The organism is Achromobacter sp. MUI-25009338, from assembly GCF_057359325.1.
The window spans coordinates 5,527,187-5,551,011 of the sequence record NZ_CM170627.1 but is presented as its reverse complement, the minus strand read 5'-3'; the positions used below and the strand labels follow the sequence as shown (position 1 = coordinate 5,551,011).

The following is a 23,825-nucleotide window of genomic DNA, read 5'->3' as shown; positions in this document are numbered from 1 at the left end:
AATCCCGGCAACGAGGGCGAGCGGCCAGATTCGATGGCCCGACGCTAGCCCGCCTGCTTCTTGCCCGGGTCTTCGGCGAGCGACTGCGGCGCGGGGTGGCTTGCGCCCGTTTCGCCGGCCGGTTCGGCGCGCAGCGGCTGGTGCACGCGGCTGGGCGGCACCAGCGAGGTCGGGGCCTCGGGGCTGGTCCACAGCGGAGCGGGGATTTCGGCGAAGACCTGGCGCAGGCGCTCGCCCCAGCTGCCGCGGATCATGCGGAAGTATTCATTGTTCTCGTCGATGCAGGCGAAATGCGTGACCCGCAGCGTATCGGCGCCGTAGACCAGCAGATCCAGCGGCAGGCCGACCGAGATGTTGGAGCGCAGCGTGGAGTCCATGGAGATCAGCGCGCACTTGGCGGCTTCGTCCAGCGAGGTGTCGGGGCGCAGCACCCGGTCCAGGATGGGCTTGCCATACTTGGCCTCGCCGATCTGGAAGTACGGACATTCCTGGCCGGCCTCGATGAAGTTGCCGGCCGAGTACACCTGGAACAGCCGGCAGCGCTCGGCGCCGATTTGGCCGCCGAAGATCAGGCTGACGTTGAAGTCGACATGCTGCTCGTGCAGGGCGGCGGCTTCGTGGCGGTAGACCTCGCGCACCGCCGCGCCGACCACGCAGGCGGCCTCGAACATGTCGGGCGCGCTCCAGAGCGTTTCGCAGCCTTCGGGGCGAGGGCGCGTGAGCGCGTTCAGCACGGCCTGGCTGACCGCCAGGTTGCCGGAAGTCATCAGCGTCATGACGCGATCGCCGGCGCGCTCGAAAACCGTCATCTTGCGAAAGACGCTGATCTGGTCGACGCCCGCATTGGTGCGGGAGTCGGAAAGGAACACCAGGCCGGAATCGAGACGGGCCGCGACGCAATAGGTCATGATCGGAACCGGGAAAAGCCATGCCGCATTCATTGTATTGCGGGGCGTTCCGGCGCGCGTTACGGTTTGCACCGTTTTGGTGCAAACCGCAGGCTGTCGCGGCGGCGTCAGCTCAGGCGGTAGCTGTGCAGCGTGGTGCCGCCGGCGCCGCCTTGCTCCAGCGGCGCGGCGGGCACCCAGCCGTCCTCGGTCAGGACCGCGTCCAGCGGGAAGTCATGCGCGGCCGGCGCGTAGCCGGCGTCCAGCGCGCCGCAGCTCCAGGCGATGCCGATGGCGATGAACGGGTGGCCGCGGTCGCGCAGCGCGGCCAGGCTGCGGTCGTAGTAGCCGCCGCCGTAGCCCAGGCGGTCGCCTTGGGCGGTGTAGCCCAGGGTGGGCACCAGCACCACGTCGGGCAGCAATTCGGCGCCGTGCACCGGTTCCTGGATGCCGTAGGGGCCCGCGCGCAGTTCGGCCTCGGGCGTCCAGGGCAGGAAGGCGAGCGGCGCATTGCGTTCGCGCACCACCGGCAGCGCCACGGCCACGCCGCCGTCGGCCCATTGCTGCAGCAGGGGGCGCAGGTCGGGCTCGTCGGCCATGGGCCAGAACGCGGCCACGGTGGCCGGCGCGGCGCGGCCGGCGCGGACCGCTTCGTCGCGCGCCGCGTTCAGCCAGGTGAACAGCCGCGCGCGCATCAGCAGGGCGCCGCGGCCGCGCTGGTTTTCAGGCAGTTCGGCGCGCATTTTCCGCAATCGCGCGCGTAGCTGGACTGCGGTATTCTCTGGAATATTTTGCGTACTCATGCGGTGGTAGTGACAGGAATGGACAAAGATGGCGGAAGTGGCGGCGGCTTTGGCGGTCGAATGAGGGACGGCGCATGACACAAACTCTCCAAACCGGACGGTATCAGAAATCCGCGCACAAGGCCGCGGGCCCCGTCGCCGGAGCCGGGCTGCGCCGCTGGCTGCCGCTCCTGGCGCTGTTCACCGCGGCCTGTGCGCCGGTGGACGCGCAGCAGCGCAACGCGTCCATCAATGCCCAGCCGCAGGCCGCCGCCCAGGCCGCGCAGCCTGTCATTTCCGTGCCGCCCGCCGTGCTGGCGGGCCTGCCGCCCACCAACGATACGCCCGCGCTGGCCGCCGTGGTGGCCGCGCGCGAGGCCATGCAGCGCAAGCAGTGGTCCATCCTGGGCGCGCTGGTGCCGCAGGCCAAGTCCGACCCGCTGGGCATGTATCCCGAATACTGGCTGCTGCGCTATCAGCTGTGGACGCCGCCGGCCAGCGGCAGGCCCACCGCCGCGCTGCAGCAGTTCGTCAGCAGCAATCCGGATTCCTATCTGGCCGACCGGCTGCGCGGCGACTGGCTGCTTGCGGCCGCGCGCAGCGGCGACTTCGAAACCGTGCGCAAGCTGGCGCCGGTGAAAAACAGCAACGCCCAGATCGAATGCGCCATCCTGGACGCCCAGCACATGACCGGCAAGCGCGTCACCGCCGCGCAGGCCACCAGCGCCTTCGCGCCGGGCTCGGCCTGCTGGGCGCTGTATGACCAACTGGTGGCCGACGGCGTGCTCGGCTGGCAGGAGATCGAGCCGCAGCTGCGCGACGCCATCGAGGCCAACAAGACGACCGATGCGCGCAAGTTCGTGCAATACATCTTCGAGCCCGGCGACCTGAAAGCCTACGATCAGCTCATGAAGGATCCGATGCGGTGGCTGACGCGCCAGGACCGCCTGCCCGTGGGCCGCAACGAAAAAGAGCTGGTGACCATCGCGCTGGCCCGCCTGGCGCGCTCTGATGTCAGCGTGGCCGATTCCTACCTGCGCCGCGAATGGTCCAAGTCCGGGGAGTGGTCCAAGGCGATGGCCAAGTCGAACCTGGCCTGGGTCCGCAGCCAGTACGCGCTGACCGCCGCGCTCAAGCTCGACAGCCGCGCCGACGACTGGTATCGCGAGGCCGGCCATATCCGCATGACGGAATACAACGCCGCCTGGAAGGTGCGCGCGGCCCTGCGCCAGCCCAAGATCGACTGGAAGTGGGTCATCGAATCCATCGACCAGATGCCGCCGGCGCAGCAGGCGGACCCTTCGTGGGTGTACTGGAAGGCGCGCGGCCAGGCCGCGCTGGGCAACAAGGAACAGGCCGCGGCCGCCTACGCCAGCATCGCGGACCGCTTCGACTTCTACGGCCAGCTGGCGGCCGAGGAGCTGGGCCGGCGCATCAACGTGCCGCCGCGTCCGGCGCCCGTGACCGACCAGGAAATCGCCGAGGCCCGCGCCAACCCGGGCCTGCGCCGCGCGGTCCAGCTGTTCCGCCTGGGCTGGCGCGCCGAGGCGGTGCCGGAATGGAATTACAGCCTGCGTGGCATGAGCGACCGCCAGCTGCTGGCCGCCGCCGAACTGGCCCGGGCCGAGAACATCTACGACCGGGTGGTCAACACGTCCGACCGCACCGAGAAGGAATTCGATTTCAGCCAGCGCTTCATCGCGCCCTTCGAGGGCCGCGTCACCGCCAAGGCCAACGCCATCGCGCTGGACCCGGCCTGGGTCTACGGCCTGATCCGCCAGGAATCGCGCTTCATCATGGACGCGCGTTCGCACGTGGGCGCCTCCGGCCTGATGCAGCTGATGCCGGCCACCGCCAAGTGGGTGGCGGGCAAGATCGGCATGAGCGACTTCACGCCCGACAGCGTCAACGATTTCGACACCAACACCGTGCTGGGCACCAACTACCTGAACATGGTGCTGCGCGACCTGGACGGCTCGCAGATGCTGGCCAGCGCCGGCTACAACGCCGGTCCGCGCCGCCCGCACAACTGGCGCTCGACCTTCACCCATCCGGTCGAGGGCGCGATCTTCGCCGAGACCATCCCCTTCACGGAAACGCGCACCTACGTCAAGAACGTGATGTCCAACGCGGTCTATTACGCCGCCATGTTCAGCGGCCAGCCCCAGTCCCTGAAAGAGCGCCTGGGCAGCGTCGTGCCGCTGGGCGCCGAAACCACCGCGCTGCCATGAGCCGCGATCCCGCCATCGCGGGCCTGCGGGTCTATATCGTGGGCGGCGCGGTGCGCGACGCGCTGCTCGGCCTGCCGCCCGGCGACCACGACTGGGTCGTGGTGGGCGCCACGCCGGAAGACATGGCGCGGCGCGGCTTCATACCGGTGGGCGGCGATTTTCCCGTGTTCCTGCATCCGCGCAGCAAAGAGGAATACGCGCTGGCGCGCACCGAGCGCAAATCGGGTCGCGGCTACAAGGGCTTCACCTTCTATACCGGCTCCGACGTCACGCTGGAGGAAGACCTGCGCCGGCGCGACCTGACGGTCAATGCCATTGCCCAGACGCCCGAGGGCGAGCTGGTCGACCCGCTGGGCGGCGTGGCCGACGTGCGCGCCCGCGTGCTGCGCCACGTGGGCGAGGCCTTCGAGGAAGATCCGGTGCGCATCCTGCGCCTGGGCCGCTTTGCCGCGCGCTTCGGCGATTTCACCATCGCGCCCGAGACCCTGGAGCTGTGCCGGCGCATGGTCCAGGCCGGCGAGGCCGACGCGCTGGTGCCCGAACGCGTCTGGAAGGAACTGTCGCGCGGGCTCATGGCGTCCACGCCGTCGCGCATGCTGGGCGTGCTGCGCGATTGCGGCGCGCTGGCCCGGGTGATGCCGGAGCTGCAGGAGGTGGACGTCACGGCCGCCGACGTGGACCGCGCGGCCGGACTGGGCCTGCCGCTGCCCGGCCGCTATGCGCTGCTGTGCCGCCTGACGCCGGAACGCGAGGCGCTGGGCCGCCGGCTGCGCGTGCCCACCGAGTGCAACGACTACGCGCGCCTGCTGCCCGAGGTGCTGGCCGGGCTGGACGCGGCGCAGCAGGCGGCCGACGCCGCCGACGCGCAGCTGGCCTTGATGGAACGCGCCGACGCGCTGCGCAAGCCGCAGCGTTTCGCCGATCTGCTGGAGACGGCGGCGGTGTTGCGTCCGGTGGACCGGCAGGCGTGGCGCGCGCGCGTGGAAGCGGTGCGTGGCGTGGATGCGGGCGCGATCGCGCGGGCCAGCGCCGGCGATCCGGCGCGCATCAAGGAAGGGGTGCGCGCCGCGCGCCTGCAGCAGCTGCGCGCGGGCGCCGCGCCGCTATAGCTTGCCCAGCCGGTCGCCGCGCGCGAAGCCGGCCAGCGGCTGCGCGATGCCGCGCCCCACCGCCAGCACCTTGAACAGTTCGCCCATCTCCGCTTCGGACAGCAGCTTCTGCACGGGCGCGACGGTCTTGGCGTAGTTCTGCACGTCGGCCGGATCGAGCTGCGCGAGCAGCTCCATCAGCCCGGCGTTCATGAGGAAGCGGGCCTGCGAGGTATAGCCCAGGACCTGCAGGCCGGCGGCCTGCGCCGCGTCGGCCATCGCGGTGAAATCGACGTGCGCGGTGATGTCCTGCAGGCCGGGGGCGGTAAAGGGATCGCCGTGCGCGTGATGGCGCAGATGGCACATGAGCGTGCCGCCGGCGCGTTGCGGGTGGTAGTACTCGCCTTGCGGAAAACCGTAGTCCACCAGCAGCGCCGCGCCGCGTTCGAGCCAGCGGCCCATCGCGGCGATCCAGGCTTCGGCCTGCAGATTGATCTCGGAAACGTAGCCCGGCAGCGGCGGCATGCGGTCGGCCACGGCGGCGGCCAGCGCCGGCGGCGCCGGCCGGTCTTCCCAGACGAAGCCCTGCGCATCGTCGACCGCCACGCCGCGTTCCAGCACGGCGGCGCCGTCGTCGCTCCAGCGAAAGAGCGAGACCGGCATCGCGTCCAGCACTTCGTTGGCCAGCACGCAGCCGGCAAAGGCCTCGGGCAGCGCGTCCAGCCACTGCACGCGGTCGCCGAACGGCGCCAGTCTTTCGGCCTGGCGCGCGCGCAGGTCGGCCGACACTTCCAGGATCAGGTAGCGGGTCTGCGCCAGCCCCAGCGCATCCAGCTCGCGCAGCACGCCTTCGGCCAGCGCGCCGGTGCCGGCGCCGAACTCCAGCACGGCGTCGGCGCCGGTCTGGCGCAGCACCTCGGCGGCCTGACGCGCCAGCGTGCGGGCGAACAGCGGCGTCAGCTGTGGGGCCGTGACGAAGTCGCCCGCCGGCGTGGCGGCAGAGGCATCCGCTTCGGCCAGCTTGACGTTGCCTGCCGCGTAATAGCCCAGTCCCGGCGCGTACAGCGCCTGCGCCATCCAGCGGTCGAACGGCAGCCAGCCGCCATGGGCCGCGATGGCATCGCGCAGATGGGCGGCCGCGGCCTCGGAATGTTCGAGGGCGGTGGGCGACAGGGTGGGGAGATTGGCGGGGGCGGAGCGTTGCATGATCGGATGAGGCGGGGGGCAGGCCGCCATTTTAAGAAAACCCCGCGTCCGTTACCGGAGCGCGGGGTTTGCGTGGCTCAGGCCGTCGGATCAGCCGCGGCGGTCGAAGCGCTTGGGGCCGCCGGGGCGCTTGTCGAACGAGGGCTTGCCGCGGAAACCGCCTTCCGGACGGTCGCCGCCGCGGAAGCCGCCTTCGCGTTGCGGGCGGTCGCCGAAGCTGGCGCGGTCGTTGTAGCTGTGGCGTGAATCGCGGTCGCCGCCGCGGAAACCGCCTTCGCGCGGGCCGCGCTCGCTGAACGGACGCGGATCGCGCTGCGGACGGTCGCCGTAGCTGGGACGATCGTTGTAGCCGCGCGCCTCGCGCTCGCCGCCGCGGAAACCGCCCTCGCGCTGGGGACGGTCGCCCCAGGAGCGGTTGCCCTGGTAGCCGCCGTCGCGCTGCGGACGATCGCCGAAGCTGGGGCGGTCGCCGAAGGAACGCGCCGGACGGTCGCCGAACGGACGATTGCCCTGGTAGCCGCCCTCGCGCGGGGCGCTGTCGCGGTGGCCTTGGTAGCCGCCTTCACGCGGCTTGAACTCGCCGCGCGGGCCGCCGAAGGAACGGCCTTCGCGATGGCCCTGGTAGCCGCCGCCGGGACGCTTGCCGAACGGTTTGTCGCCGCGCGGGCCGCCGGTGGACGGACGCGGGGTGCGCTTGGGCTCCAGGCCGGCGATCACTTCGGGCGTGATCGACTGGCCGATGTAGTGCTCGATGCGGCGGACCTTGTGGCGCTCGGAATGCGTGGCCAGCGTGAACGCCAGGCCGTTGCGGCCGGCGCGGCCGGTGCGGCCGATGCGGTGCACGTAGTCCTCGGCCTGCATCGGCAGGTCGAAGTTGACGGCGTGGCTGATGCCCTGCACGTCGATGCCGCGGGCGGCCACGTCGGTGGCCACCAGGATGCGCAGCTGGCCGCGCTGCAGCTGCGACAGGGTGCGGGTGCGCTGGCGCTGGTTCATGTCGCCGTGCAGGGCGGCGGCGGCGAAGCCCTGGTCGGCCAGGTGGTCGGCCAGATCGTCGGCGCCGCGCTTGGTGGAGGTGAAGACGATGGCCTGGTCCAGCGAGGCGTCGCGCAGCACGTGGTCCAGCAACTGCATCTTGTGGCTGGCGTCGTCGGCGTACAGCAGGCTTTGCGTGATGTTGGTGTGCTTTTCCTTGTGGCCGGCGATCTCGATGCGTTGCGGCTCGCGCATCATGCGCGCGGCCAGCTTGGCGACGGTGCCGTCCAGCGTGGCCGAGAACAGCAGCGTCTGGCGGCCTTCGGGCAGGCGGCCGACGATGGTCTCGATGTCTTCGATGAAGCCCATGTCCAGCATGCGGTCGGCTTCGTCCAGCACCAGCGTGTGCACGGTGTTCAGCTTGACGCGGCCCGAGTTCAGGTGGTCGATCAGGCGGCCCGGGGTGGCGACCAGCACGTCCACGCGGCGCGACAGCGCCTTCAGCTGCGCGCCGTAGGGCATGCCGCCGACGACGGTGGCGGTGCGCAGGTCGGCCAGCTTGCGGCCGTAGGTGGCGGTGGCGTCGGTGACCTGCAGGGCCAGCTCGCGGGTCGGGGTCAGCACCAGCACCTGCACGCCTACGCCCTTGTTGGCGGGGTGCTGGGCGATGCGGTGCAGGGCCGGCAGCATGAAGGCGGCGGTCTTGCCGCTGCCCGTCTGCGAGGACACCATCAGGTCATGGCCGGCCAGCGCCTGCGGGATGGCGGCGGCCTGGACGGCGGTGGGGGTGGTGAAGCCAGCTTCTTGGACGGCCGACAACAGGGCGGGAGCGAGACCCAGGTTTTCGAAAGACATTACTTTCCCTTGCCGCAATCAATGCGACGCAATGCTTGGTCGGGCCAGGGGATTAGGCGGCCGGATCCAGGCGACGGTTGATGGAGCATCGTGCCGACCGGATCAACCATGCGCGTGGCGCGTTCTCGTGTACTGACTGGAACGCAGGGCGAAAGGAAAGGGGTCAGGAATCGATGATAGTTCGGCATGGGGCCGGGGCGGTTGCCCGGCGAACTGCGAAAACTTCCGCTAAATCAAGGCGGTAAATGCCGAACTCGTTTTGTGCAGTGCGGCGATCATAACCCGAATTCGCCTTGCAAGGGAATTATTTTTTTGTCCAGCTCCCAATCAATAGGGTTTTTCCCTTGGTTGGCCAGCCATTCGTTGGTTTTCAGAAAATGGCCGCAGCCCAGGAAGGGCACGGGCGGCCTTCTGGCCGACAGCGGCGAGGGGTGGTTGGCCATCAGGACCAGGTGGCCGCTGTCGGCCGGCAGCAGGGCCTGCTTGGCCTGGGCGTGGGCGCCCCACAACATGAAAACCTTGGGGGAGGGATCGCGCGCCACCAGGGCGATCAGCGCGTCGGTCACGGTTTCCCAGCCGCGCCGGGCGTGGGAGGCGGGCTGGCCGTCTTCCACGGTCAGCGCCGTGTTCAGCAGCAGCACGCCCTGTTCGGCCCAGCAGCTCAGGTCGTTGCCGGCCGGCACGCGAGATCCCGGGTACTCCAGCGCGATTTCGTTGAAGATGTTGCGCAGGCTGGGCGGGCGCTTGCAGTCGTCCGGCACCGAGAAGGCCAGGCCCTGGGCCTGGCCGGGGCCGTGGTAGGGGTCCTGGCCCAGGATCACCACGCGCACGTCCGAGGGCGCCAGGCCGTGCAGGGCGCGAAACGGCGTGGCGGGATAGACGGTGGCGCCTTCGGCCAGGCGTTTTTCCACGTGGGCGGTCACCGCGGCCAGCGCGTCGGCCACCGGCCGGTCGGAAAAGGCCGCCAGCCAGGCGGCGGGAAGTTGCGCCGTCTGGGCGGCGAGGGCGGCGGGAATCAGGCGGTTGTCGGTCGGCATGGGCGCGATTTTGGCACAGGGCGCGGCCGCGCCTCAGGCCGGCCAGCCGGCCTGGCGATAGGCCGAGTCCCAGAACATCCATTCCAGCTGGGCCGCGTGCGTGTAGGCCTGGTGCATCGCCGCCAGCGTCTGCGCCGAGGCCGATTCCGCGGCGCGATCCACCGAGGCGATCACGGCCCGCACCAGCGCATGGAATTCGTCGCTCGCGTAGGTGTCGATCCAGGCGGCGTAGGGATTGGGCCGGGCGGCGCGCGCGTGGATCTCGCGGCCGATCTCGGCGTAGATCCAGAAGCACGGCAGCAGGGCGGCCAGCGCCACCGGGTACGGCGCGCTCCAGGCGGTGGCGATCAGGAAGCTGGTGTAGTGGTGGCTGGCCGGCGTCAGCGGCGTGGCTTCGAAGGTGGCGGCGTCGATGCCGTACTGCTTCATGAAACCTTCGTGCAGCGAGCGTTCGGCGACCACCGCGCCGCGGGCGGCTTCGGCGAACTGCACCACGCCGTCGGCGTCGTCGGCCTTGGCGGCGGCGATGGCCAGCGCGCGTCCGAACGCCACCAGATAGTGCGCGTCCTGGATCATGTAGTGCTTGAACGCGCTCTCGTCGAGCTGGCCGCTGGCCAGTTCGCGGTTGAACGGCATGTCGCGCGTTTTTTCGTAAAGCGCGGCGTTGCGCGCCCAGGCGTCGGAGCTGAAAGACATGGGGATTCCTCGAGGCGGGTGGGCAGGCTGCCCGGCCAAAGGAGGCTAGGGTACCAAAGACCGGCGCGCCCCGAGGCGGGCCTCAGGCGTGGCGCTTGCCGTGCCGTCGGGCGTAATCCAGCAGCGCGTCGCGCAGCACCACGGCCTGGTTGTGCTCGGCGTCGTGGGCGCCATAGAGCAAGGTCAGCGGCCGCTTGCCGGCGGCCTGCAGCAGGGCTTCCAGGCGGGCCTGCTGCTCGGGCGCGGCCAGCTCGGCCAGGTATTTGCGGCGGAACTCGTCCCAGCGTTCCTCGACGTGGTTGAACCACTTGCGCAGTTCGGTGGTGGGCGCGAGGTCGCGGGCCCATTCGTCCAGCCCCAGGTCGTCGCGGCGCAGCCCGCGCGGCCACACGCGGTCCACCAGCGCGCGGTAGCTGCCTTGCGGTCCGGTGCCTTCGTAGACGCGTTGCAGGGTGATGGCGGGCGGTTTCATGGCGGCTCCTCGGGGTCGTGGCGGCTGATCCCGTCTACCGTCTACTTTAGCGCCGCCCGCCCGTCGTCATGGCGTTTCGGCGCGGCCGCCGGCGCGCAGCAGCACGAACCCCACGATGGCCGAGGCCAGCGAGCCCGTCAGCACGCCGATCTTGGTGGCGTCCACGGCGGCCGGGTCGGTGAAGGCCAGGGCGCCGATGAACAGGCTCATGGTGAAGCCGATGCCGCACAGCAGCGCGACGCCGTAGAGCTGGGTGTAGGTGGCGTGGCGCGGCAGGGTGGCGAGGCCGCTCTTGATGGCCAGCCAGGCAAAGCCGAACACGCCCAGCTGCTTGCCCAGGAACAGGCCCAGCGCCACGCCCAGCGGCACCGGCTGCGCCAGCGTGGCCAGCCCCAGGCCGGCGAAGGAGACGCCCGCGTTGGCGAAGCCGAACACCGGCACGATGAGCAGGGCCACCGGCTTGTGCAGCGCGTGTTCCAGCGCATGCAGCGGGGAATACTCGCCGGTATCGCCCTGGTTCTGCGGGCGCAGCGGGATGGCCAGGGCCAGCGCCACGCCGGCCAGCGTGGCGTGCACGCCGGATTTCAGGACGAAGTACCACAGCACCGCGCCGATCAGCAGATAAGGCGCCAGGCGCAGCACGCCCATGCGGTTCATGCAGAACAGCACGACCAGCAGGGCGCCCGCCATGCCCAGCGCGAAGGTATTGAGCGTGGACGTATAGAAGAGCGCGATGATGACGATGGCGCCCAGGTCGTCAAGAATGGCCAGCGCGGTCAGGAAGACCTTCAGCGAGGTCGGCACCCGGCTGCCCAGCAGCGCCAGGATGCCCAGCGCGAAGGCGATGTCGGTGGCTGCCGGGATGGCCCAGCCGCGCAGCGTCTCGGGGCTGCCGGCGTTGATCAGCACGTAAATCAGCGCCGGCAGCACCATGCCGCCCACCGCCGCGATGCCCGGCAGCACGATGCGGGCCGCGCCGCGCAACTGGCCGTCCAGCACCTCGCGCTTGATTTCAAGGCCGACCAGCAGGAAGAACACCGCCATCAGGCCGTCGTTGATCCAGTGCAGCACGCTTTCCTTGAGCACGACCGGGCCGGCCTGGAAGCCGAACTTGGTTTCGAGCGCGCCGAAGTAGTACGGCGCGGCCGGACTGTTGGCGACGATCAGCGCGACCAGCGCGGCCAGCATCAGGACATAGCCGCCGAGCGCTTCGGACTGCAGGAAGGCCTGGAAGAGGGAGGGGGATTTGGGGGTGGACGAAGCCGGTCGATTCACTTTTTACGGCCTTGATTACATTTTGATAATATACGCAGCGAGAACCTGAATTTTACCTGAATACATGAACGATGGCGCTCTATTTCGGATATCTTCGCTGATTTTCAGCAAAAAACGGGCGATTCGCATTCAATCTTTATCCCGCGGTCTCGGACCGATTCCCCTGCCGTATCCGAAAATCCTCTACTAGAGTCTGGCCCAGGCGCATGACCGCGCGATAACCATCCGCCGATTCCCGCAATCGGCCTTTCCCGAAATTCCGATCCGCCCCTCGGTCGAGCCGTCCCGGCAACGCCGGCCAGTACATGCCTTTATCTCCTCTTACGGTATTGACCTACACCCCCGCCCGGCCCGGCGCCGCCAGCCGCCTGGTAGATGTCGGCGACGCCCTCGCCGCGCCGGCCGGCCCCATCGCCCACGGCGTTTACCGAACCCACAGGCTCGCGCCCAGCGCGCGCCTGCTGGCCTGGGCCCGTGCCGGGGCGCGTTTCGACCTCTCCCGCACGGGCGCGGCGCGCGTCTGGGCGGACGGCAGCCTGCAGGCCTCCGAGTGCCCGCATGAATGTTGCGCCACGGGTGCGGCCGCGCTGGACCCCGAAGACATCGCCTACCTGGGCGCGTACCTGATGCACCAGGGCCGCCGCTGGAGCGATACGGACGACGCCTCCCCATCATGCTGAACGCCGCCGAAACGCCGCGCCGGCCCGCCGCGGGCCTGCGCATCCTGCATACCGAAGCCGCCACTTCGTTCGGCGGGCAGGAGTTCTGCATCTACAAAGAAATGATCGCCATGCGCGAGCGCGGCCACCATCTCGAGGCGCTGTGCCAGCCCGAGGCGGAACTGGGCCGCCGCCTGCGCATGGCGGGGTTCACGGTGCACCTGATGCCCATGGACGGCCCGCACAATTTCCTGCGGGGCGTGGCGTCGGTGCGGCGCCTGCTGCGGCGCGGGGGCTTCGACGTGGTCAATACGCACAGCCGGCGCGACACCGTGCTGGCCGCGATCGCGGCGCGCCTGGCCGGCACGCCGCTGATCGTGCGCACGCGGCATCTGGCCAAGCCCATCAATTCGCTCTATGCCTACACCTGGCTGGCGCATCGCGTCATCGCGGTCAGCGCCTATGTGCGCAAGCAGCTGCTCGACGGCGGCGCGCGGCCCGCGTCCATCGCCACCATCCATTCGCCGGTGGTGCTGCCGCAGGCGCGCCAGGGCGTCTGCGTCCGGCGCGAACTGGGCTTGGCCGCGGACGACCTGGTCATCGGCTGCGTGGCCGTGATGCGGGCGGACAAGGGCCACGCCGACCTGATCGAGGCCTTCCACCGCATTTCCGGCGCGTTCCCGCAGGCCCGGCTGGTGCTGGCGGGCGACGGCATGCCGCTGTTCGAGCGCCTGCAGGCGCAGGCGGCTTCGCTGGGGCTGGCGCCGCGCGTGCATTTCCTGGGCCGGCGCGACGACATCGGCGACGTGATGGCGGCCTTCGACGTGTTCGCGCTGCCCACACAGCGCGAGGCGCTGGGCACCGTCTTTATCGAGGCCGCGGCCATGGGCGTGCCGGTCATCGGCGGCAACGTGGGCGGGGTGCCGGAAACCATGCAGGCGGACGTGACCGGCCTGCTGGTGCCGCCGCGCGATCCGGCCGCGCTGGCGGCGGCGCTGGAGCGCCTGCTGGCCGACCCCGGGCTGCGCCGGAGCATGGGCCGGGCAGGCAGAGACTGGATACGCGGGCAGGGGTTGTTCTCGGCGGAAACCGCCGCCAGCCAGGTCGAGCAGGCCTACTCGCGCTGGCTGGCCGAACTGGGCGCGCGCTAGTGCGCTAGTGCCAGAGCAGGGCGTTCATCGCCTCGACCAGCCGGTTGCGGTAGCGCGGCAGCAGGGCCTGCAGTTCCGCGCGCCGCGCCTTCCATTCCTCGGATTCCGCGCCCTGCGCCACGCGCGGCGGCGCCCAGATCGCGTCGGGGAAGTGGCGGTCGCCGCGCCAGCGCGGGATCACATGCCAATGCAGGTGCGGCACCATATTGCCCAGCGAGGCCAGGTTGACCTTGTCGGGCGACAGTATCGATTGCTGCGTTTCCTCCACCACGTACACGGCCCGCATCAGCAGGTCGCGTCCATGCGTGGACAGGCTGGTCATTTCGGCCAGGTGGCCGTTCCAGACCACCCGCGTGAAGCCGGGATAATCCGGGTCGGCGACTTCGATGATGCGCAGGTGCGGGCCGCGCCACAGCAGCGCGCCGCCGTCTTCCTGGCACAGCGGACAGTTGGGATCACGTGCGCTCATGTCAGCGTTTTCCGGTATTGAATGAAGCCGGAGCGGTCGGCGATGCGGTCGTACAACTGGATGGCGGTGGCGTTGGTTTCATGGGTCAGCCAGTATACGCGCGCGCAATTGGCCGCGGCCGCCTGCGCGTAGACGTGTTCGATCAGCTTGCGGCCCGCGCCGGCGCCGCGCACGTCCGGGGCCACGTACAGGTCCTGCAGATAACAGTAGTCGCCGGCGGTCCAGGTCGAGCGGTGGAAGATCCAGTGCACCAGTCCGATGGCGCGGCCGCTGTCGTAGGCCAGCGCGGCGTGCATGGGCTGCGCGCCGTCCAGCAGGCGCGCCCAGGTGTTGCGCGTGACGGCGTCGTCGATGTCGACGCGGTAGAAGTCCTGGTAGCCCTTCCACAGCGGCAGCCAGGCGTCGAAGTCGGCGGCGACGATGGGTCGGATCTCTACGGTACTCATGGCGGGCCCCTCCGGCGGGATTTCAGAGCTGGGTTTCCAGGGCTTCGACGATGTGCCGCAGCACCTGCACGCGAGCGTAGCGCTTGTCGTTGGCCGAGACCACATGCCAGGGCGCGCGGGCCACGTCGGTGCGGGCCAGCATTTCGTTGGCCGCGGCCGCGTAGTCCTGCCATTTGTCGCGGTTGCGCCAGTCCTCGGCGGTGATCTTGAAATTCTTGAACGGCGATTTCTCGCGTTCCTTGAATCGTTCCAGCTGCACGTCCGGCGTGATCGCCAGCCAGAACTTCAGCACCAGCGCGCCGCTGGCGGCCAGCTGCCCTTCGAAGTCGTTGATCTCGGCGTAGGCCCGGCGCCATTGGGCCGGCGGGGTCAGTTTCTCGACGCGTTCGACCAGCACGCGGCCGTACCAGGACCGGTCGAAGATGGCGATGCGCCCATGGCGCGGCACCTGGCGCCAGAACCGCCACAGATAGGGGCGGGCCAGCGCTTCGCTGCCTGGCGCGGCGATGGGCGTGATGTCGAACTGGCGGGCGTCCAGCGCATGCGTCACGCGCCGGATGGCGCCGCCCTTGCCGGCGGCGTCCTGCCCCTCGAACACCAGCACCAGCGAACGCTCCTGGAACTTGCGCGAGCGCGCCGCGCGCGCCAGCCGGCCCTGCAGCAATCCGAGTTCGGACTCGTAGTCGCTCTTGTCGAGGCGCGCGTCATAGTCCAGCTGGCCCAGCCGGTCCGCCACGCGCGTCGGCCGCGAGTGGGGCACGAAGCTGGCCGGAATGCGCGGCACGCCGCGCTGGCGCATGGCGGCCAGCACCGCCTCGGCCGTGCGCGCCGTGCGCATCTGCTCGTCGGCGCTGGGGATCACGACCCAGGGCGCATGGCCGCTGTCGGTATGGTTCAGCACCGTCTGCCCGGCGTTGCGGATGCGGTCGTACTTCTTGTAGACCTTGAGGTCGACCGGGCTGACCTGCCACGAGGTCTCGGGGCTGGCCAGCAGGCGCTTGGCGCGCGCCTTCTGGGCCTGGGCCGACAGGTGGAACCAGAGTTTCACGATCTGCACGCCTTCGGCGGCCAGCATCGCCTCGAAGCGCCGGATCGCGACGGCCTGCGCCTCGATGCTGTCCTGGTCGGGCCGCTTGCGCATGGCCTCCAGGATCATCGGCGCGTACCAGGAGCCGAACACGATGCCGGTGCTGCCCTTGGGCGGCAGATCGTTCCAGTAGCGCCACAGCGGCGGACGTTCCAGTTCCTCGCCGACGCGCGGGCCGTAGGCCAGCGTCTTGATGTGGCGCGGGTCCATCCATTCGTTGAGCAGGTTGATGGTGGCGCCCTTGCCGGCGCCGTCGATGCCGGCCACCACCACCAGCAGCGTCTTGTCGGCCTTGGCCAGACGCTGGTATTGCGCATTCAGCAGGGCGACGCGCAGCCGCGCCTCCATCGGCTTGAATGCCTCTTTCGAGAGGCTGGGGTCGGCTTCGGCTTCGGCAAACATGGACGGTCCGTCGGTCGGCATTTCTGCGATCGGCCGATCTTGCGGGATAAGTCCGGGGCACGCAAGCCCGGCGCGCAAGCCCGCGCCGTTCAGAGCGCGTCGACGGGTATCTTCAGGTAGCGCACGCCGTTGTCTTCGGCCGGCGGGAAGTGGCCGGCGCGGATGTTGACCTGGATGGCCGGCAGGATCAGGGTGGGCATGGAAAGCGTGGCGTCGCGCCGCGTGCGCATGGCCACGAACTCGTCCTCGCCGATGCCGTCGCGCACATGGATGTTGGCGCGGCGCTGTTCGGCCACTGTGGTCTGCCAGGCGGCTTCGCGGCCGGCGGGCGGGTAGTCGTGGCACATGTACAGCTTGGTCTCGGCGGGCAGGCTCAGCAGGCGCTGGATGGAGCGGTACAGCTGATGGGCGTCGCCGCCGGGGAAGTCGCAGCGCGCGGTGCCCACGTCGGGCATGAACAGCGTGTCGCCCACGAAGGCGGCGTCGCCGATCAGGTAGGCCATGTCGGCCGGCGTATGCCCCGGTACGTGGATGGCCTGCGCCGTCAGCGCGCCGATGCGGAAGGTCTCGCCGTCGGCGAACAGGTGGCCGAACTGCGAGCCGTCGAGCTGGAACGCCGGCTCCAGGTTGAAGATCTTCTTGAACACGCCCTGTACGGTCCGGATGCTTTGCCCGATGGCGATGACGCCGCCGAGCTGCCGCTGCAGATAGGGCGCGGCCGAAAGATGGTCGGCGTGGGCGTGGGTTTCCAGCAGCCATTCGGTCTTCAGGCCGTGCTGGCGCACGTAGTCGGCCACGCGGTCGGCGCTGCCGGTGCTGGTGCGGCCCGACTTGGGATCGTAGTCGAGCACGGAGTCGATGATGGCGCAGGCGCCGCCCGGGGCCGTTTCATGGACCACGTAGGTGATGGTGGCGGTGACGGGGTCGAAAAAGCCTTGGATATGAGAGGGCATGGACGCTCGCCTGGCAGCGCATTGCTGCGTGCATAAAACAATATATGTTTTTCAATAATATTGTTGAATATTCTATCGGTCAATATAATGATCAACATCCTCCAGGCAGATTGATGCTCATCAAATGAACGAAGTGCTGACCGAATGCGAGGTCGCCGTCCTGCGCGAATCCGCATCCCAGGCCTGCGCGCTGCTCAAGGCGCTGGCCAACGAAGACCGTCTGCTGCTGCTGTGCCAGCTGGTGCAGAACGAACGCAACGTCGGCGAACTCGAGGCGCTGACCGGCATCCGCCAGCCCACGCTGTCGCAGCAGCTGGGCGTGCTGCGCGACGAAGGGCTGGTGGCGACGCGGCGCGTCGGCAAGTATGTGTACTACCAGATGGCCAGCTTCGAGGTCAGCCAGGTCATGAAGACCCTGTCCAGCCTGTATTGCGGGCGCGCCATGGAGTCGCTCAAGTGACGCTGGACTGGCCGGCCTTCACTCCTGTTGCCTCCGCCCTGGGCGGCCTGCTGATCGGCGCGGCCGCGGTGCTGATGATGGGCGGCGCGGGCCGCATCGCCGGCATCAGCGGCATCCTGGGCGGACTGCTGGGGCCCGCGGGCGCGGGCCGGAGCTGGCGGCTGGCCTTTCTGGCGGGCCTGTTCGCCGCGCCCTGGCTGTACCGGCTGGGCGCGGCGCTGCCCGCCATCGCCGTCGAAGCCGGCACGGCCAGGCTGATCGCCGCCGGCCTGCTGGTGGGCCTGGGCACGCGCTATGCGTCGGGCTGCACCAGCGGCCACGGCGTCTGCGGCATATCTCGCGGCTCGCCGCGTTCGCTGGCGGCGACCGCGCTGTTCATGGCGGCGGGCTTCGTCACCGTCTACGCCCTGCGCCACCTGGGAGGCAGCTGACATGGCCGCCTTGTTCGCATTCGCATCGGGCCTGGTGTTCGGCCTGGGACTGATCGTCTCGGGCATGGCCAACCCCGCCAAGGTGCTGGGTTTTCTGGACCTCGCCGGCGCCTGGGACCCGTCGCTGGCCTTCGTGATGGGCGGCGCGGTGCTGGTGACGGCGGCCGGCTTCGCCGTGCTGCGGCGCCGTCGCGCCAGCCTTTCGGGCGAACCGCAGCACTGGCCGACCGCCGCTCGCATCGACAAGCGCCTGGCGCTGGGCAGCCTGGCGTTCGGCGCGGGCTGGGGCCTGGCCGGCTTCTGTCCGGGCCCCGCGCTGGTGGCGGCGTCGGCCGGCGTGCGCGAGGCGCTGGTGTTCGTGGCCGCCATGCTTGCCGGCATGGCGGTATTTGCAATCCTTGAAAGAATCAAAAGCCGGTAGACCGGCATGGAGACAAGCATGCCCATGACGCAAAGCCAACGAGATTTCGACGTGCTTGTGGTGGGCGGGGGCGCGGCAGGCATAGGCGTGACCGCCAGCCTGCTGCGCCGGCGTCCGGACCTGCGCATCGGGGTCATCGAGCCCAGCGACAAGCACTATTACCAGCCCGCCTGGACCCTGGTGGGCGGCGGCGCTTTCGACGTGGCCAAGACCGTGCGCGCGACCCGCGACGTGATGCCGGCGCGCGCCACCTGGCTGCAGGCCGCCGCGGCCGGCTTCGAACCCGAGGCCGACCGCGTGCTGCTGGCCGACGGCCGCGCCGTGACCTACCAGCAGCTCATCGTCTGCCCCGGCCTGCGCCTGGCCTGGGAACAGGTGGACGGCCTGACCGAGACGCTGGGGCGGCAGGGCGTCACGTCCAACTACCGCTACGACCTGGCGCCCTACACCTGGGAACTGGTGCGCGGCCTGAAGGGCGGGCAGGCGCTTTTCACGCAGCCGGCCATGCCCATCAAATGCGCCGGCGCGCCGCAAAAAGCGATGTACCTGGCGTGCGACCACTGGCGGCGCAGCGGCGTGCTGGACCGCATCGAGGTCGAGTTCGACCTGGCCGGCGCCGCGCTTTTCGGCGTGCCGACCTTCGTGCCGCCGCTGATGCGTTACGTAGAAAGCTACGGCATCGCGCTGGCCTTCAATTCGGCGCTGGTGGCCGTGGACGGCGCCGCCCGCAAGGCCTGGTTCGACGTAAAGGGCGAAGACGGCGCGGTGGCGCGCGTGGAGAAGTCTTTCGACATGCTGCACGCCGTGCCGCCGCAGACGCCGCATGCCTTCATGAAGAACAGCCCGCTGGCCGACGCCGCCGGCTGGTGCGAGGTCGACCCGGCCACGCTGCGCCACGTCCGCCACGCCAACGTGTTCGGGCTGGGCGACGGCATCTGCACGACCAACGCCAAGACCGCGGCGGCCGCGCGCAAGCAGATCGTCACGGTCGCCGAAAACCTGCTGGCGCTGCGCGAAGGCCACGCCATGCCGGTGGCCTACGACGGCTACGGCTCCTGCCCGCTGACGGTGGAGCGCGGCCGCGTCGTGCTGGCGGAATTCGGCTACGGCGGCAAGCTGCTGCCGACCTTCCCGCTGGACCCGACCGTGCCGCGCAAGAGCGCCTGGTTCCTCAAGGCCAGGATGCTGCCGTGGATCTACTGGAACGGCATGTTGAAGGGCCGTGAATGGCTCGCCCGGCCGTTCGGCAACTGAGCGCGCGTCCATGATCGCGACAGTCTGGGCGGCCAGCGCGGCGCTGGGCGGCTGCGTGGGCCTGATACTCGGGCTGACCGGCGCGGGCGGGGCCATCATGGCCGTGCCCCTGCTGGTCTTCGGCCTGCATCTGCAACTGGCGCAGGCCGCGCCCATCGCCCTGCTGGCCGTGGGCCTGTCGGCCGCGCTCGGCGCGGTGCTGGGCCTGCGCAAGGGCCAGGTGCGCTACCGGGCGGCGGGCTTCATGGCGCTGACCGGCATCATCGTGTCGCCGCTGGGGCTTTGGGCCGCGAGGCGCCTGCCGAACGCGCCGCTGTCCATTGTTTTCGCAGGCGTGCTGGGCCTGGTGGCGTGGCGCATGTGGCGCCAGGGCGCCGGCGCCGCGGCGGCGGCCGTGCAGGCGACGCGCGTGCCGCCGTGCCAGCTCAACGCCGGCACCGGCCGGCTGCGCTGGACCGCGCCCTGCGCGCGCGCCTTGACCGGCACGGGCGTGATCGCCGGTTTCCTGTCGGGGCTGCTGGGCGTGGGCGGGGGCTTCGTGATCGTGCCGGCGCTGCGCCGCGCGACCGACCTGCCGATGCAGGCCATCGTGGCCACCTCGCTGGGCGTGATCGCGCTGGTGTCGGCCAGCGGCGTAGTGGCCGCGACGGCGGGCGGTCACCTGGACTGGGCGATCGCGGCGCCGTTCACGGCGGCCGCGGTGCTGGGCATGCTGGCCGGGCGCGCGGTCGCCGACCGCTTCGCACCGCGCCGCCTGCAGCAGGGTTTCGCGCTGTTCGCCGCCGTGGTGGCCGCGGCGATGCTGGCCAAGGGCGTGATGGCGCTGGCCGCCTATTCGTAGGTGCGCACGTCGTCGATGACCTTGCCGTCGTTCGGCAGGCTGCCGACGTCCACCCATTGCACGTCGCTGCGCAGCTTGGTGACGTCGCGCACCGATTCCGCGATGCGCTGGCCGAGTTCCTCGCTGCGGTCCTGCGATTCCACCTTGAGCACCATGCGGTCGGACCCGGTGTTGCCGCTGATCACCAGCCGCGCGCGCAGGATTTCCGGATGGCGGCGCGCCACGTCGGCCACCTGCGACGGATGCACGAACATGCCGCGCACCTTGGTGGTCTGGTCGGCGCGGCCCATCCAGCCCTTGATGCGGGTATTGGTGCGCCCGCAGGGCGACAGGCCCGGCATGACGGCCGACAGGTCGCCGGTGCCGAAGCGCACCAGCGGGTAGTCGGGATTGAGCGTGGTGACCACGACCTCGCCGACTTCGCCGTCGGGCACCGGCTCGCCGGTGCCGGGGCGCACGATCTCGACGATGATGTCCTCGCCCAGCACCAGGCCTTCGCGCGCCGGCGTCTCGAAGGCCACCATGCCCAGGTCGGCGCTGCCGTAGGCCTGGTAGCCCTCGATGCCGCGCGCCGCCAGCCAGTCGCGCAGCGACGGCGGGAAGGCCTCGCCCGAGACCAGCGCGCGGCGCAGCGAATCCAGCTTCACGCCGAGTTCGTCGGCCTTCTCCAGGATGATCTTGAGAAAGCTGGGCGTGCCGGTGTAGCCGGTGGGCGCGAGATCCTGGATCGCGCGCACCTGCTGTTCGGTCTGCCCGGTGCCGCCGGGAAACACGCTGCAGCCGACGGCGTGCGCCGCGGTTTCCATCATGGAGCCGGCGGGGGTGAAGTGATAGGAGAAACAGTTGTAGGCCAGCTCGCCGGCGCGGAATCCCGCCGCGTGCAGGGCGCGCGCGAAGCGCCAGTAGTCGGCGCGCGCGCTTTCCGGTTCGTAGATGGGGCCGGGCGAAGCGAACACGCGCAGCGCCTCGCCCCAGCCGATCGCGGAGAAGCCGCCGAAGGCCTTGCGCGGCCCGGCGGGCGCGGCCGCGTCGCCGCGGCTGTGCTGCTGGCGTTCCAGCAGCTCGTGCTTGCGCAGCACCGGCAGGCGCGCCAGCGCGGCGCGCGAGGTGATGGTGGCGGGGTCGACGCCGCGCAATTGCTCGGCGATGGCCGGCGCCCGGGCCATGGCCCGGGCGATCGCGCCGGGCAGGGCGGCCATCAGATCGCGCTCGCGCTGCTCGGGCTGGCGGGTTTCCAGAACATCGAAAAACTCGGACATGGGATCGCACCCTCTCGTGTGCCGTACTGCGGTGTCGTTGCCGGCGGCGGGCCGGGCCGCGCCGGCTTCGCCGCGTCAGGAATCAGGCCAGCCAGCGTTTGCGGCGGCGGTAGAACTTGTTGTCCCGGAAACTCTTGCGCTCGCCGCTGGAGATGCCCAGGTAGAACTCTTTGACGTCCTCGTTCTCGGCCAGGTCGGAGGCGGCGCCGTCCATCATCACGCGGCCGTTTTCGAGGATGTAGCCGTAGTCGGCGTAGCGCAGCGCGATGTTGGTGTTCTGCTCGGCCAGCAGGAAGCTGACGCGCTCGCGCTGGTTCAGGTCGCGCACGATCTCGAAGATCTCCTCCACGATCTGCGGCGCCAGCCCCATGGACGGCTCGTCCAGCAGGATCATGTTGGGATTGGCCATCAGCGCGCGGCCGATGGCGGTCATCTGCTGCTCGCCGCCCGAGGTGTAGCCGGCCTGGCTGGCGCGGCGCTGCTTCAGGCGCGGAAAATACTGGTAGACCCGGTCCAGCGCCGCCGCGGTGTCGCCGCGCCCCATGTTGCGCGTATAGGCGCCGGTCAGCAGGTTCTCTTCGATGGTCAGGTGCGCGAAGCAGTGGCGGCCTTCCATCACCTGGACCACGCCGCGCTTGACCAGCTCGGCCGGAGACAGCTTTTCGATGCGCTGGTCGCGGTACTGGATATAGCCCTTGGTCACGTCGCCGCGCTCGCCCTTGAGCAGGTTCGAGATCGCCCGCAGCGTGGTGGTCTTGCCCGCGCCGTTGGCGCCCAGCAGCGCCACGATCCGGCCTTCCGGCACCTGCAGGGACACGCCCTTGAGCACCAGGATGACGTGGTTGTAGATCACCTCGATGCCGTTGACGTCGAGCAGCACCTTTGGGGCGTCAGCGGCGGCGATATTGGTGGCGTTCATGATCGTTCCTGCTGCGTGGTGAAAGTCGGCCCGCCAGGACCGGCCATCGATTCATACGAAAGTCGAAAGAAAGAGAAAGAACTTCCCCGAAGCACGCCAGACACCGCATGTAGCCGGCGCCCCCAAGCGGGGCCGCGGCAGATCCGGCTTTGCCGGTCTCCAGCGGCGCCCCCCTGGGGGGGAAGCGCCGCCGGCGCTTCGGGGGGGGTCTACTTGCACTCGCGGGGCGTGATGTTCTTTTCCTTGGCGTACTTCGCGGCGCCTTCCTTCACCATCGGGTCCAGGATGGACTTGTCGGACTGGTACCAGTCGGAGACGACCTTGAACTTCGCGCCGTCCCACTGCACGATGCGGGCCCAGTCGTCGCCCATGTGGTTGCCGCAAGAGGTCTTGACCGGGCGCATGATCTTGCCGAAGCCGAGCTTGTCGAGCTTCTCCTGCGTCAGGTCGAGGTTCTCGAAGCCCCAGCGCACCTGTTCCGGCGTGAGCGCCTTGCCCTTGCCGTACTTTTCCTGCGCGGCGCGGATCGCCTCGACCTGCAGCATCGAGATCATCATGCCGCGCGTGTGCGCGATGGTGCCCAGCGTGGTGTTGCCCGACTTGTCCGAGCCCTGGCCCTTGTCGTAGACGTACTTCTTCAGGTCGTCGTAGACCTTGTCGTGGTCGGCGCCGCTGTTGTGGATGGTGATGGCGTTGTAGCCCTTGGCGACGTCGCCGAGGTCCTTCACGTCGCCTTCGGAGCCGGCCCACCAGATCGCGTACATCTTGTCCCGCGGATAGCCGCTGGCCTGGGCTTCGCGGATGGCGGTGGGCGTCATGATGCCGGCGCTCCACAGCAGCACGTAGGCCGGACGCGCCTGGCGGATCTGCAGCCAGGTGGACTTCTGTTCCACGCCGGGGGCGGTCACGGGATAGAGCAGCAGCTCGAAGCCTTCCTTGGCCGCGCGCTTCTGCAGCAGCGGGATCGGCTCCTTGCCGTAGGGCGAATCGTGATAGACCAGGGCGATCTTCTTGCCCTTGAGCTTGGCCATGCCGCCTTCTTTCTTGGCGATGTCCTGGATCATCACGTCGGCCGCGGTCCAGTACGTGCCCAGCAGCGGGAAGTTCCATTCGAACACGCTGCCGTCGACCGACTGCGACAGGCCGTAGCCCATGGTCTCGACCGGCACCTTGTCGACCATGGCCTTGTCGCTGACGGCGAAGGTGATGCCGGTGGACTGGGTATCGAAGCCCGAGGCGCCGGTGCCCTTGCCCTTGAGGCGTTCATAGCACTCCACGCCGCGGTCGGTGGCGTAGGCGGTTTCGCACTCTTCGTACGTGATCTTGACGCCGTTGACGCCGCCGTCGCGTTCGTTGACCAGCTTCAGGTAGTCCAGCTTGCCGTCCGCCCAGGGAATCCCCAGCGGGGCGAAGGATCCGGTGCGATACACCAGCAGCGGAACGAACTGCTCTTCTGCCGCCATCGCCGGCGTGGCCACGGCGCCAACGGCGCCGGCTGCGGCCACCAGGGCTGCCGCCAACTTCAGGTTAAGACGCTTCATCTCCATTTACCTCCTGCGTGGTGTTGGG

The 23,825-nt window shown here is 69.7% G+C and carries 24 protein-coding genes; 9 read left to right on the top strand and 15 right to left on the bottom strand.

Annotation, left to right across the window (positions count from 1 at the left end; all coding sequences use genetic code 11):
* Positions 1-44: 44 nt before the first annotated feature.
* Both AC1IQ6_RS26250 and AC1IQ6_RS26245 read right to left on the bottom strand, forming a co-directional pair.
* Positions 45-908 carry a proteasome-type protease gene (locus tag AC1IQ6_RS26250; RefSeq protein WP_102775160.1) on the bottom strand — a complete coding sequence of 288 codons (864 nt, stop codon included), beginning with the start codon at positions 906-908 and terminating at the stop codon, positions 45-47.
* 107 nt (positions 909-1,015) lie between these two features.
* Positions 1,016-1,690: a 5-formyltetrahydrofolate cyclo-ligase gene (locus AC1IQ6_RS26245; protein ID WP_102775161.1), complete on the bottom strand. Its 675-nt coding sequence runs from the start codon at positions 1,688-1,690 to the stop codon at positions 1,016-1,018.
* 74 nt (positions 1,691-1,764) lie between these two features.
* Between AC1IQ6_RS26245 and AC1IQ6_RS26240 the strand changes: the two genes are divergently transcribed.
* The gene (locus AC1IQ6_RS26240) at positions 1,765-3,900 is read left to right on the top strand and encodes a lytic transglycosylase domain-containing protein (RefSeq protein ID WP_479730643.1); all 2,136 of its coding nucleotides are present in this window, start codon (positions 1,765-1,767) and stop codon (positions 3,898-3,900) included.
* Positions 3,897-5,009 carry a tRNA nucleotidyltransferase/poly(A) polymerase-related protein gene (locus tag AC1IQ6_RS26235; protein WP_111826887.1) on the top strand — a complete coding sequence of 371 codons (1,113 nt, stop codon included), beginning with the start codon at positions 3,897-3,899 and terminating at the stop codon, positions 5,007-5,009. Before AC1IQ6_RS26240 ends, AC1IQ6_RS26235 begins: the two co-directional genes overlap by 4 nt.
* Here AC1IQ6_RS26235 and AC1IQ6_RS26230 read toward each other — a convergent pair.
* The 6 genes from AC1IQ6_RS26230 to nhaA form a co-directional block, all read right to left on the bottom strand.
* Complete coding sequence (locus AC1IQ6_RS26230) at positions 5,004-6,194, bottom strand: class I SAM-dependent methyltransferase (protein ID WP_485865523.1); 1,191 nt, start codon at positions 6,192-6,194, stop codon at positions 5,004-5,006. The two genes, AC1IQ6_RS26235 and AC1IQ6_RS26230, sit on opposite strands and share 6 nt — an antisense overlap.
* 90 nt (positions 6,195-6,284) lie before the next feature.
* Positions 6,285-8,024 (bottom strand): DEAD/DEAH box helicase, encoded by a 1,740-nt coding sequence (locus AC1IQ6_RS26225; protein WP_485865522.1) that lies wholly within the window; start codon positions 8,022-8,024, stop codon positions 6,285-6,287.
* A gap of 275 nt (positions 8,025-8,299) precedes the next feature.
* The gene (locus tag AC1IQ6_RS26220) at positions 8,300-9,061 is read right to left on the bottom strand and encodes a uracil-DNA glycosylase (protein WP_102775166.1); all 762 of its coding nucleotides are present in this window, start codon (positions 9,059-9,061) and stop codon (positions 8,300-8,302) included.
* A 33-nt stretch (positions 9,062-9,094) separates the two neighbouring features.
* The gene (tenA, locus tag AC1IQ6_RS26215) at positions 9,095-9,757 is read right to left on the bottom strand and encodes a thiaminase II (protein WP_485865521.1); all 663 of its coding nucleotides are present in this window, start codon (positions 9,755-9,757) and stop codon (positions 9,095-9,097) included.
* Positions 9,758-9,839: 82 nt separating this feature from the next.
* A complete protein-coding gene (locus AC1IQ6_RS26210) occupies positions 9,840-10,229 on the bottom strand; it encodes a DUF488 domain-containing protein (protein ID WP_485865520.1) in 390 nt (129 codons plus the stop codon).
* Positions 10,230-10,295: 66 nt separating this feature from the next.
* Positions 10,296-11,504: a Na+/H+ antiporter NhaA gene (gene nhaA, locus AC1IQ6_RS26205; protein ID WP_111826882.1), complete on the bottom strand. Its 1,209-nt coding sequence runs from the start codon at positions 11,502-11,504 to the stop codon at positions 10,296-10,298.
* Between the two features lie 305 nt (positions 11,505-11,809).
* On the opposite strand from nhaA, the gene AC1IQ6_RS26200 reads away from it, so the two are divergent.
* Complete coding sequence (locus AC1IQ6_RS26200) at positions 11,810-12,184, top strand: hydrogenase (protein ID WP_485865519.1); 375 nt, start codon at positions 11,810-11,812, stop codon at positions 12,182-12,184.
* Complete coding sequence (locus tag AC1IQ6_RS26195) at positions 12,178-13,314, top strand: glycosyltransferase (protein WP_485865518.1); 1,137 nt, start codon at positions 12,178-12,180, stop codon at positions 13,312-13,314. Before AC1IQ6_RS26200 ends, AC1IQ6_RS26195 begins: the two co-directional genes overlap by 7 nt.
* Before the next feature lie 4 nt (positions 13,315-13,318).
* Here the strand turns inward: AC1IQ6_RS26195 and AC1IQ6_RS26190 are convergent, their stop codons facing one another.
* The 4 genes from AC1IQ6_RS26190 to AC1IQ6_RS26175 form a co-directional block, all read right to left on the bottom strand.
* Positions 13,319-13,783 carry an HIT family protein gene (locus tag AC1IQ6_RS26190; RefSeq protein ID WP_102775172.1) on the bottom strand — a complete coding sequence of 155 codons (465 nt, stop codon included), beginning with the start codon at positions 13,781-13,783 and terminating at the stop codon, positions 13,319-13,321.
* Positions 13,780-14,229, bottom strand: coding sequence for a GNAT family N-acetyltransferase (locus AC1IQ6_RS26185; protein WP_102775173.1), 450 nt, complete (start codon positions 14,227-14,229; stop codon positions 13,780-13,782). Before AC1IQ6_RS26185 ends, AC1IQ6_RS26190 begins: the two co-directional genes overlap by 4 nt.
* A gap of 22 nt (positions 14,230-14,251) precedes the next feature.
* The gene (pap, locus tag AC1IQ6_RS26180) at positions 14,252-15,718 is read right to left on the bottom strand and encodes a polyphosphate:AMP phosphotransferase (protein WP_102775174.1); all 1,467 of its coding nucleotides are present in this window, start codon (positions 15,716-15,718) and stop codon (positions 14,252-14,254) included.
* 89 nt (positions 15,719-15,807) lie between these two features.
* Positions 15,808-16,671, bottom strand: coding sequence for an MBL fold metallo-hydrolase (locus AC1IQ6_RS26175; protein WP_485865517.1), 864 nt, complete (start codon positions 16,669-16,671; stop codon positions 15,808-15,810).
* Positions 16,672-16,795: 124 nt separating this feature from the next.
* Here AC1IQ6_RS26175 and AC1IQ6_RS26170 point away from each other — a divergent pair, with 124 nt between their 5' ends.
* Genes AC1IQ6_RS26170 through AC1IQ6_RS26150 form a run of 5 tightly spaced genes read left to right on the top strand, consistent with a single transcriptional unit; the run spans position 16,796 to position 20,078 of the window.
* Entirely contained in the window at positions 16,796-17,131 is a 336-nt protein-coding gene (locus tag AC1IQ6_RS26170) for an ArsR/SmtB family transcription factor (RefSeq protein WP_102775176.1), read from the top strand.
* Entirely contained in the window at positions 17,128-17,562 is a 435-nt protein-coding gene (locus tag AC1IQ6_RS26165; protein ID WP_209165852.1) for a YeeE/YedE family protein, read from the top strand. Before AC1IQ6_RS26170 ends, AC1IQ6_RS26165 begins: the two co-directional genes overlap by 4 nt.
* A gap of 1 nt (position 17,563) precedes the next feature.
* Complete coding sequence (locus AC1IQ6_RS26160) at positions 17,564-17,983, top strand: DUF6691 family protein (protein WP_485865516.1); 420 nt, start codon at positions 17,564-17,566, stop codon at positions 17,981-17,983.
* An 18-nt stretch (positions 17,984-18,001) separates the two neighbouring features.
* Positions 18,002-19,237, top strand: a complete 1,236-nt coding sequence (locus AC1IQ6_RS26155; RefSeq protein ID WP_485865515.1) for an NAD(P)/FAD-dependent oxidoreductase — start codon at positions 18,002-18,004, stop codon at positions 19,235-19,237.
* Positions 19,238-19,247: 10 nt separating this feature from the next.
* On the top strand, positions 19,248-20,078 hold the full coding sequence (locus tag AC1IQ6_RS26150) for a sulfite exporter TauE/SafE family protein (protein ID WP_102775180.1): 831 nt from the start codon (positions 19,248-19,250) through the stop codon (positions 20,076-20,078).
* On the opposite strand, the gene AC1IQ6_RS26145 is transcribed toward AC1IQ6_RS26150, so the two are convergent.
* The 3 genes from AC1IQ6_RS26145 to AC1IQ6_RS26135 form a co-directional block, all read right to left on the bottom strand.
* Positions 20,069-21,337 (bottom strand): phenylacetate--CoA ligase family protein, encoded by a 1,269-nt coding sequence (locus AC1IQ6_RS26145; protein WP_111826873.1) that lies wholly within the window; start codon positions 21,335-21,337, stop codon positions 20,069-20,071. The two genes, AC1IQ6_RS26150 and AC1IQ6_RS26145, sit on opposite strands and share 10 nt — an antisense overlap.
* Before the next feature lie 82 nt (positions 21,338-21,419).
* Complete coding sequence (locus tag AC1IQ6_RS26140) at positions 21,420-22,256, bottom strand: ABC transporter ATP-binding protein (RefSeq protein ID WP_102775182.1); 837 nt, start codon at positions 22,254-22,256, stop codon at positions 21,420-21,422.
* 209 nt (positions 22,257-22,465) lie between these two features.
* The gene (locus tag AC1IQ6_RS26135) at positions 22,466-23,803 is read right to left on the bottom strand and encodes an ABC transporter substrate-binding protein (protein WP_102775183.1); all 1,338 of its coding nucleotides are present in this window, start codon (positions 23,801-23,803) and stop codon (positions 22,466-22,468) included.
* Between the last annotated feature and the right edge of the window lie 22 nt (positions 23,804-23,825).